The organism is Bradyrhizobium sp. (assembly GCF_036735945.1).
Taxonomy (GTDB): Bacteria; Pseudomonadota; Alphaproteobacteria; order Rhizobiales; family Xanthobacteraceae; genus Bradyrhizobium.
In genome coordinates this window covers 1-8571 of record NZ_DAINNI010000168.1, presented here as the reverse complement: position 1 = coordinate 8571, position 8571 = coordinate 1, and the positions used below count along the sequence as shown (strand labels likewise).

The window sequence follows — 8571 nt, the reverse complement described above, 5'->3', positions numbered from 1 at the left end:
GTCCACAGGATCGGATGCATCTCCGCCATGTTGGAGCCCCACAGCACGAAGGCGTCGGCGGCTTCGAAATCGTCGTAGCAGCCCATCGGCTCGTCCATGCCGAAGGTACGCATGAAGGCGACCGCCGCGGAGGCCATGCAGTGGCGCGCGTTCGGATCGAGATTGTTGGAGCGGAATCCGGCCCGCATCAGCTTGGTGGCGGCGTAGCCTTCGAAGACGGTCCATTGTCCCGAGCCGAACATGCCCAGCGCGGTCGGTCCCTTCTCCTTCAGCACCTTCTTGGCGCGGGCGGCCATCACGTCGAAGGCCTCGTCCCAGGAGACCGGCGTCAGTTCGCCGTTCTTGTCGAACACGCCGCCCTTCTTGCGCAGCAGCGGCGTGGTCAGGCGGTCGGCGCCGTACATGATCTTGGAAAGGAAATAGCCCTTGATGCAGTTGAGCCCGCGATTGACCTCGGCAAGCGTGTCGCCATGGGTCGCGACCACCTTGTTGTCCTTGACGCCGACCATCACGCCGCAGCCGGTGCCGCAGAATCGGCACGGCGCTTTCGACCATTTGATCTCCAGCGAGCCGATGCCGCCCGGCACCGGTTGCGCGGCCGCAGGGGCGGCAATGCCGGCGGCTGCGGCGGCCACGGCGGCGGCCTGCGCCTTCAACAATTCGCGTCGCGAGAGTGACATGTTCTAGTCTCCGATATCGGCGGATCTTTCGACCTGCTCGAACACCATGTTGGCCGACAGGACACCCTGCCAGCATGCGATTTCGGCGAGACGGGCGCCGATGATTCCGCTCTCGGCCGCTTCCATGACGATGACGATCTTTCTTTCGTCGCGCTGATGGATCTCGACATCAGGCATGGCGGCGAGCGCACGCAGCACCTCGTCCCGCCGTTCCGGCAGCACCGACACCACCGCGCTCGAAATGTGAATGGTCGCATCCGCCGTCATGGCGATACTTTCTGCCGCGCAGCCCCGAGCGTGATCGCCTCGCCCGGACAGGCGGTGACGCATTCGCCGCAGCCGGTGCAGGCGGCCTCATCGACGACGGCCTGGGGCGGCAGTCCCAATCGCGGACGGAAGCGGATCGCCGAATCAGGACAGGTCTCGCCGCAGGAGCGGCAGACGATGCCGGCTTCGGCGAGGCAGAAGTCGCCGATCAGCGCAACAGGTTTGGAAAGGAATTGGCCGCGAAACAAGGCGCGGCGTGAGGGGCCCGGGCTTTCCATGGCGGCCTCAATGGCCGGGGGGACCGGGCGGTCCCACGATCAATTGCGTCATCCAGATGAGAAAGCCGTATCCGCCGACGACGCCGACGGCGACCACCGGCCAGATGAAGGCGGCGATGATGGCGAAAACCAACAGCTCCGCACGCCGGCCGACCCTGCCTGCCCCTTCGGGCTGCGCATCCTGTTTAACTGACGTGTCGAGCATATCCCGAACTGTCGCCTTAGAAGCAAACGATCAATCCAGCCGACTACCGGCTTCCCCGGTGACTGCAATTGCCGTTCGCATTATTGCTATTGGATCAGAGATGCGTGACACGCCTGCGCCGTTGCAGGAAATTCGCACGCCTCGCGCACTTACCTTGGCGGTAGCCCAGGAATGCTCGATTGATCTGGATCAAACAAACCGGGACAAACGCTTCGCTTATTGATGATGTTTCAATATGACGCGCCGTTCAAGCGTCGGCGCGTCGCACCCGCATGCTGCGCTGCGTTATGCAGCCCGCCGCAAATCCTCGGCCAGCGCACGATAGGACAGCGCTTCGGCGAGATGCAGCCGGCCGATCTTTTCCGTGCCGTCGAGGTCGGCCAGCGTGCGCGCGACGCGGAGCACGCGATGGTAACCGCGTGCGGTCAGCTTCATGGTTTCGGCGGCGTCGCGGAGCAACTTCTGGCCCTGCGTGTCCGGCTGCGCGATTGTCTCCAGCAGCGACGCCGGCGCTTCGGCATTGGTGCGGACCTGCGGCATGCCGGCGGAGGCATAGCGCGCCAGCTGGATATCGCGCGCGGCGGCGACGCGGGCGGCGACTTCCGCCGAGCCTTCGGACGGCGGCGGCAGGATCAGATCGGCGGCGGTGACGGCGGGAACCTCGATGCGCAGGTCGATGCGGTCCATCAGCGGGCCGGAGATGCGCATCTGGTAATCGGCGCTGCAGCGATCGAGCGGCGCGCGCTTGCAGGAATAGCCGGGTTCATAGGCATGGCCGCAGCGGCAGGGGTTCATCGCCGCGATCAGCATGAAGCGGGCGGGGTAGGTGACGCGGTGATTGGCGCGGGACACCGACACCTCGCCATTCTCCAGCGGCTGGCGCAGCGAATCGAGCACGCGCGGATCGAACTCCGGCAGTTCGTCGAGGAACAACACGCCCTGATGCGCCAGCGAAATCTCGCCGGGCCTGGCGCGCTGGCCGCCTCCGGTCAGCGCGGCCATGCTGGCGGAATGGTGCGGGCTGCGGAACGGCCGCCGCGCCGTCAGGGCGCCGTCGCGGATTTCGCCGGCGACGGAAGCGATCATCGAGACTTCGAGCAGTTCCGATGGCGACAGCGGCGGCAGGATCGAGGGCAGGCGCGCCGCCAGCATCGACTTGCCGGCGCCGGGCGAGCCGATCATCAGCAGATGATGGCCGCCGGCCGCTGCGAGCTCCAGCGCGCGTTTTGCGCTCTCCTGGCCCTTGATGTCGCGCAGGTCGAGATGCGTCGCCTCGTGCTCGTGCACTTTCGGCTGCGGCCGCGACAGCACCTGCGTGCCCTTGAAGTGGTTGGCGATCTGGATCAGCGATCGTGCCGCGATGATCTGGATGTCGGGGCTCGCCCACGCCGCTTCCGTGCCGCAGGCGGCGGGACAGATCAGGCCTTCCTCGCGCGAATTGGCGCCGATCGCCGCCGGCAATACGCCCGCCACCGGCGCGATCGAACCGTCGAGCCCGAGCTCGCCGAGCACGGTAAAGCCGGCCAGGGCATCGGCCGGGATCGCGCCGATCGCGGCCATCAGGCCGAGCGCGATGGGAAGGTCGTAATGGCTGCCTTCCTTGGGAAGGTCCGCGGGTGCGAGGTTGACGGTGATCCGCCGCGCCGGCAGCGCCAGGCCCGAGGCGATCAGCGCCGAGCGCACCCGCTCCCGCGCTTCCGACACCGCCTTGTCGGGCAGGCCGACGATCGCAAACGCCGGCAATCCCGGCGCGACCTGCACCTGCACGTCGACCGCGCGGGCCTCGATCCCCTCAAAGGCTACGGTGGATACCCGCGCGACCATGCTGCCCCTCGTGACGCAATCGAAGGTAGCGGGGAACCGCAGATCAAGTCAAGAACAATAAGAGAACAGAACGTCAAACAGCAATGCGTTGGCACCGTTAGGCGCGCAGACGCTCCTTCGCCCGACCGGTAGTTGGTCCATCGGGCGTCATCGAGCGTTTGGACTTTAGCTCGGCCAGGCGCTTAACGTATTTTTTCTTGGCGGGCGTTCCTGTCTCCGCCCTTGCTACACGCTCGGCCGCTTTTTTGGTGACCTCAACGATCCGGTCGCGGGTCATACAACATCTCCTATTTTTTATAGATATAGCATGATTTTGGCTTGTCTTAAACCCGCGGTCCAAACAGCCAGTAATCCTTCTGCGACGTTTCGTGTCGAAATTGATCCTTTGTCTCGTAGCCACAAGAATGCACCGAGGCACTTATCATGTCGTATTTTTTCAAAGCTTTCGTCGGCAGTCCGGCATAGTAAGTTTCCATGGTAATGCTTTCCGGCTGGATTTGGCTTACCAGCAATCTGACAGCTCGCATGATCTGAACGATAACAAAGGCTCTCCATTCCTTGGGTATGTAGCTGTCTACTGCTTCTTTCGTGTAATCGGGAGCAGAGATTTTCCAATCACTGACCAAGCTTTTTTCCCTGATGCCGAATCTAAGATCGTGAGCTTCGTCGACTGGGACAAGCATGACCGACATGAGTACGACGAGGTCGCGCTCCAAATCGTAGCCCAGCGCAAATTCGACGATTTCGACTCCCAGGTTATCCGAAAATGGAGGATCAGGATCAGTTTCTATGTCGAACTCATATGCCATGGTTTTAGGCATACGGCATTTCTCTGTGAAAGCGAAGTGCAGGCGTCCGACAACCTAATCGCGCGAGGTCGACGCCGGGGCGGCGGAGAGTGCCTTCCCCGGCGCAACTCGTCTCAAAGCTGCATGTTCATCGGCTCCGGATAGTAGCGGAAGCCATCGCCGTTCTTGGCGACGTGGCCGAAGCCCGGCCAGGCGAAGTGATAGGACATCACCGGGATCTTCTGGGCCGCGAGCATCTCCAGCATCTTCACCCGCGAATTCGCGGCCTGCTTCGGGTCGGTGTCGTAGGAAAATTCCATCCGCGGCTTTTCGAGCAGCAGCACCGCGTGGTGCGAGAGGTCGCCAAGGAAGCAGAAGGATTTGCCCTTCGAGTTCACCATGAAGATGGTGTGGCCGACGGTGTGGCCGGGGGCGGCGAGCGCGGTGACGCCGGGCAGGAATTCCTGGTTGTCCTTGATGAAGACGATGCGGTCGCGCACCGGCATCAGGTTCTTGCGGGCATGGACCACGAAATCCTTCAAGGGGCTGCCGAGCTTGCCTTCATCGGTCCAGAAATCGAAATCGCTCTGGGTGATGTAGACCTGCGCGTTCGGGAATAGCGGCTTGTCGTCGGCGCCGACGAGGCCGCCGATGTGGTCGATATGGGCGTGCGTGCACACCACGGCGTCGATGTCGCTGGCCTTGATGCCGGCGGCGGCCAGGTTCTTCTGCTGCTGGCCGGTGGTCGGGCCGAACGCCTTCGAGGTGCCCATGCCGGTGTCGAACAGGATCAGCTTGTCGCCGGTGTTCACGACCGGCGAGTTCTGCTCGAGCGTGACGCTGTCCGGATCGAGGAAGTTGTCGGAAAGCATCTTCTTCACCTCTGCAGGCGGCACGCCGGTGAAGGTGCCGGAGGGATCGCCGAGCGGGAGCGGGCCGTCGGAAACGACGGTCACCTCGGCGTCGCCGAGTTCGAAGCGGTGCCAATAGGGCGTTTGGGTGTTGAGCTTAGGCGCTTTCGCCAGCGCGCTGCCGCCAAGCAGCGTTGAAGCGCCCAAACCGGCGCCGAGCGCAAGCAAAGACCGTCGCGAAAGATTCGTCGTCATGCTCTTCCTCCACCAATTTTTATGTATTGCAGTTATGCCCGGACAGATTCATCCGTAGCTACAGGCTGCCCCTGCTTGCCGAAATTGGCAAGTGGGATGAGACGACAGACGGCATGTGAAAAAGCGATGAGGTACGGTCTCGTGACGCGTGGTTGCGCGATGGCATCCCAGGTTTGACCGCGACTCGGTCCTGTCACGTTGAAGCGTTGTCGACGGACGGGAATTCGATGGTTGCCGCACCGACGGCTACCAATCGTCTTCGTACATCCACTCCCTCGGGTATCGCGGCCGCGATCGCACTTGCGGCGGCGGCCGCTCGAACCTGCGCACGGTTGAAGGCGGCGGTGCCGCGGGCGCTGACGCCTTGGGTCCGGGCGCGGAAGCCTTCGCGAGCGCGCGCTTCATTTCTTCCTGGCTCGCCTTCATTTCTCCGATGGCTTTTGCGTTGTCGTCGGCCATCTGCTGCTGGTTTGCCTTGAGCTGCTCGATGGTGCGCTCCAGGTTCGCAAGGTCGCGTGCGATGGTTTGCAGCAACTGGCCCTGGTCGGAAGGCGCTGCAGGCGTTGCCGGCGAAGCTTCGGGAGCAGGCGCGGCCTGAGCCGGCGTAGGTCCCGGTGCTGGTGCCGGCGGCGGCGCTTGCGGAGATGCTGTCTCCGCTGCCGCAAGTTGGACCGGCGATGGCGCGGGCTCCGGAGACGCCGGCGGATTTCCCGACGGTAACGATGCGGAAGCCGGCCGGGGTGCCCAAAGGGCGCCGTCTTCATAGGACAATTGCAACACCAGCACCGCGACCACGACGCATGCCGCCAAGGCCAGGGCGAAGAGGGTCGGGAGCGCGGGCCTTCCTGACGGCGGTGGTGGCAGCGGGACCGGTAAACCCGAAGGTGGCTGCGGGTCCGGTTGGGCCGAGGCCGGCTTCGGGGAGGGATCAGTGGAAGGCGATTGCCCTACCGATTCGGCCGGGGGCGATGGCTTCGGTTCGGTCGAAGGCGGCGTATCGCGCTCCATCCTCGCAAGCTGTTCATCCAGGCGCGCGAGCTGTTCATCCGCGCGCTTGATCTCTTCGTGGGCGTGCGCGAGCCGCTCGTCGGCGGCCGCGCCCGAGGCATCGGAGGCCTCAGCCGGTTTCGGAGGAGGCGTGGAGTTCACTGGCGTCTCACTGTTCTGTCCAATGTCGTCCGAAGGTGGTGGCTGGTCGACCATCCGGCAGCGCTCCGTGCAGTCTTGCCCAAACAATGGCCGCATGATGGTAGAAGATGGCAGCGCATGGCGATAGCCACTTCCGCACGTCGGAACGGCGACGGCAAGCTCGCCTGGCCGGTTCCGTGCGGCCGGCAGAGGCGGTCCGAACGGGTGGGCCGGAAGGCGCCAGGAAAAATTATTTCCCGCCGCGCTTTTTCTCGATCGTGTCCCAGATTTTCGCCGCGACATCCGGGCCGTTGAGGCGCTGGATGGCACGGATGCCGGTCGGCGAGGTCACGTTGATCTCGGTGAGGTTGCCATCGATCACGTCGATGCCGACGAACAACAGCCCGCGCTCGCGCAGCGCCGGTCCCAGCGTGTCGCAGATCTCGCGCTCGCGGGGAGAGAGATCGGTCGCCTGCGCCGCGCCGCCGCGCACCATGTTGGAGCGCAGATCGTCCGGTGCCGGCACGCGGTTGACGGCGCCGGCGAACTCGCCGTCGACCAGGATGATCCGCTTGTCGCCGTGCTTCACCTCGGGCAGGAAGCGCTGGATCACCCAGGGCTCGCGGAAGGTGACGGAGAACATGTCGAACAGCGAGCCGAAATTCATGTCCTGCGGCATCACGCGGAACACCGCAGCGCCACCATGGCCGTGCAGGGGCTTCATCACCACGGCGCCGTGCTGTTCGCGAAACGAATTGATCTCATCGAGGTCGCGCGAGATCAGTGTCGGCGGCATCAGCTGCGGAAAATTCATCACGAAGAGTTTTTCCGGCGCATCGCGCACCGAGGCCGGGTTGTTCACCACCAGCGTCTTCGGATGGATGCGCTCGAGGAAATGGGTCGAGGTGATGTAGGCGAGGTCGAAGGGCGGGTCCTGCCGCAGCAGGATGACATCGAAGCCTTGCAACGCCTCGCGCGCGGGCTCGCCGAGCGTGAAATGGTCGCCGGCCTCGTCGCGCACGGTGAGCTTTTGCACCGGCGCCACCAGCTCCTCGCCGCGCAGCGACAGCTTGTCGGGGGTGTAATAGGAAAGGCTGTGGCCGCGCTTCTGCGCTTCCAGCAGCAGCGCGAAGGTGGAATCGCCGCGGATGTTGATGCGCGCGATGGGGTCCATCTGGACGGCGACATTCAGTTTCATGGGGAGTTGGTCCGGTCTCTTGAGGGATCTTCAGGCGCTGGCGTCGAATGCCGCTAACAGATGGCGTGGCAGGCGGCGCGGTGCAATCAGGATGGCGTCAAATCGCAGCTCAAATTCGGCATGTTCGGGGTGCGCCATCAGCCAGGCCTGCGCCGCATTGACGATGCGCCCCTGCTGGCGCGGCGTCACGGCATAGGCGGCGTCATCGAGACTGGCGCGCGCCTTGACCTCGATGAAGGCAATGAGATCGCGCTTTTTCGCGACCAGGTCGATCTCGCCATAGGGGGTGCGGAAACGCTTGGCGAGGATGCGGTAGCCCTTCGCCATCAGAAGCGCGGCGGCGCGGCTTTCCGCCGACAGGCCGGTGCGGAAGGCGGCGACCCGCGCGGGTGCTGCAGGTTTTCCGGCCACATCCGGCGGCGCGGTGCCGTTACGCTTCGCCATCGCCGCCCCCGCCCCCGGTCTTACCCTTTATTTCCCTCGCCAGCTCCAGCGCGCGGGCATAGACCTCGCGGCGCGGCCGCCCCGAGAGTTCGACCGCATGCGCGACGGCGTCCTTGACGCTGTCGCGCGCCAGCGACGAACGCAGGAGATCGTCGAGATCGTGCTGCGTCATGACATCGGCATTCTTGGCCGGTGGTCCCACCACCAGCACGAATTCGCCGCGGGTTTCCAGCGTGTCGGCGGCCCTTGCGAGTTCAGCGATCGGGCCGCGCTTGATGTCCTCGTGCAGCTTGGTGAGTTCGCGGCAGATCGCGGCGTCGCGCCCGGCCATGATCCCGGCAAGATCGAGTAGCGTCTCCTGCACGCGGTTGCCGGATTCAAACATCACGAGCGTGGCGTCGATGCGGGCAAGCTCGGCCAGCCGCGTCCGCCGCGAGACCTCCTTTGCGGGGAGGAAACCTTCGAAGAAGAAGCGGTCGGTCGGAAGGGCCGCGACCGACAGCGCCGTCAGCACCGAGGATGCGCCGGGAACCGCGATCACCGCGTGGCCGGCCGCGGAGACCTCGCGCACCAGCTTGAAGCCGGGATCGGAGATCAACGGCGTGCCGGCGTCCGACACCAGCGCGATCGCGGCGCCCTGCGCCAGCCGTTCC

The 8571-nt window shown here is 64.6% G+C and carries 12 protein-coding genes; all 12 read right to left on the bottom strand.

Annotated elements, in window-relative coordinates; translation table 11 throughout:
- Window positions 1-680, bottom strand: a 680-nt coding sequence (locus V7E26_RS27645) for a molybdopterin-dependent oxidoreductase (protein WP_324422475.1), incomplete at its 3' end; no start/stop codon positions are given.
- A gap of 3 nt (window positions 681-683) precedes the next feature.
- Entirely contained in the window at window positions 684-947 is a 264-nt protein-coding gene (locus V7E26_RS27640; protein ID WP_324422474.1) for a chaperone NapD, read from the bottom strand.
- Entirely contained in the window at window positions 944-1225 is a 282-nt protein-coding gene (locus V7E26_RS27635; RefSeq protein WP_324422472.1) for a 4Fe-4S binding protein, read from the bottom strand. The genes V7E26_RS27640 and V7E26_RS27635 overlap by 4 nt, the downstream gene beginning before the upstream one ends.
- 7 nt (window positions 1226-1232) lie before the next feature.
- On the bottom strand, window positions 1233-1430 hold the full coding sequence (locus V7E26_RS27630; RefSeq protein WP_324422470.1) for a nitrate reductase: 198 nt from the start codon (window positions 1428-1430) through the stop codon (window positions 1233-1235).
- A 285-nt stretch (window positions 1431-1715) separates the two neighbouring features.
- Window positions 1716-3254, bottom strand: coding sequence for a YifB family Mg chelatase-like AAA ATPase (locus V7E26_RS27625; RefSeq protein ID WP_324422468.1), 1539 nt, complete (start codon window positions 3252-3254; stop codon window positions 1716-1718).
- 97 nt (window positions 3255-3351) lie between these two features.
- Window positions 3352-3531 carry a hypothetical protein gene (locus tag V7E26_RS27620; protein ID WP_324422466.1) on the bottom strand — a complete coding sequence of 60 codons (180 nt, stop codon included), beginning with the start codon at window positions 3529-3531 and terminating at the stop codon, window positions 3352-3354.
- A gap of 46 nt (window positions 3532-3577) precedes the next feature.
- Window positions 3578-4063, bottom strand: coding sequence for a hypothetical protein (locus tag V7E26_RS27615; protein WP_324422465.1), 486 nt, complete (start codon window positions 4061-4063; stop codon window positions 3578-3580).
- Window positions 4064-4176: 113 nt separating this feature from the next.
- Window positions 4177-5148, bottom strand: a complete 972-nt coding sequence (locus V7E26_RS27610) for an MBL fold metallo-hydrolase (RefSeq protein WP_324422462.1) — start codon at window positions 5146-5148, stop codon at window positions 4177-4179.
- A gap of 246 nt (window positions 5149-5394) precedes the next feature.
- A complete protein-coding gene (locus V7E26_RS27605; RefSeq protein ID WP_324422460.1) occupies window positions 5395-6351 on the bottom strand; it encodes a hypothetical protein in 957 nt (318 codons plus the stop codon).
- A 175-nt stretch (window positions 6352-6526) separates the two neighbouring features.
- The gene (gene gshB / locus V7E26_RS27600; RefSeq protein WP_324422458.1) at window positions 6527-7474 is read right to left on the bottom strand and encodes a glutathione synthase; all 948 of its coding nucleotides are present in this window, start codon (window positions 7472-7474) and stop codon (window positions 6527-6529) included.
- A gap of 30 nt (window positions 7475-7504) precedes the next feature.
- On the bottom strand, window positions 7505-7918 hold the full coding sequence (locus V7E26_RS27595) for a YraN family protein (protein WP_324422457.1): 414 nt from the start codon (window positions 7916-7918) through the stop codon (window positions 7505-7507).
- Window positions 7905-8571 (bottom strand): 16S rRNA (cytidine(1402)-2'-O)-methyltransferase (gene rsmI / locus V7E26_RS27590; protein WP_324422455.1); only part of this gene is annotated, 667 nt, incomplete at its 5' end. The genes rsmI and V7E26_RS27595, both read right to left, overlap by 14 nt.

Excerpts from the sequence above, each read along its gene's own strand:
- V7E26_RS27640 (WP_324422474.1), bottom strand. The coding sequence starts at position 947 with ATGACGGCGGATGCGACCATTCACATTTCGAGCGCGGTGGTGTCGGTG.
- V7E26_RS27635 (WP_324422472.1), bottom strand. The coding sequence starts at position 1,225 with ATGGAAAGCCCGGGCCCCTCACGCCGCGCCTTGTTTCGCGGCCAATTC.
- V7E26_RS27630 (WP_324422470.1), bottom strand. The coding sequence starts at position 1,430 with ATGCTCGACACGTCAGTTAAACAGGATGCGCAGCCCGAAGGGGCAGGC.
- V7E26_RS27625 (WP_324422468.1), bottom strand. The coding sequence starts at position 3,254 with ATGGTCGCGCGGGTATCCACCGTAGCCTTTGAGGGGATCGAGGCCCGC.
- V7E26_RS27620 (WP_324422466.1), bottom strand. The coding sequence starts at position 3,531 with ATGACCCGCGACCGGATCGTTGAGGTCACCAAAAAAGCGGCCGAGCGT.
- V7E26_RS27615 (WP_324422465.1), bottom strand. The coding sequence starts at position 4,063 with ATGGCATATGAGTTCGACATAGAAACTGATCCTGATCCTCCATTTTCG.
- V7E26_RS27610 (WP_324422462.1), bottom strand. The coding sequence starts at position 5,148 with ATGACGACGAATCTTTCGCGACGGTCTTTGCTTGCGCTCGGCGCCGGT.
- V7E26_RS27605 (WP_324422460.1), bottom strand. The coding sequence starts at position 6,351 with ATGGTCGACCAGCCACCACCTTCGGACGACATTGGACAGAACAGTGAG.
- gshB (WP_324422458.1), bottom strand. The coding sequence starts at position 7,474 with ATGAAACTGAATGTCGCCGTCCAGATGGACCCCATCGCGCGCATCAAC.
- V7E26_RS27595 (WP_324422457.1), bottom strand. The coding sequence starts at position 7,918 with ATGGCGAAGCGTAACGGCACCGCGCCGCCGGATGTGGCCGGAAAACCT.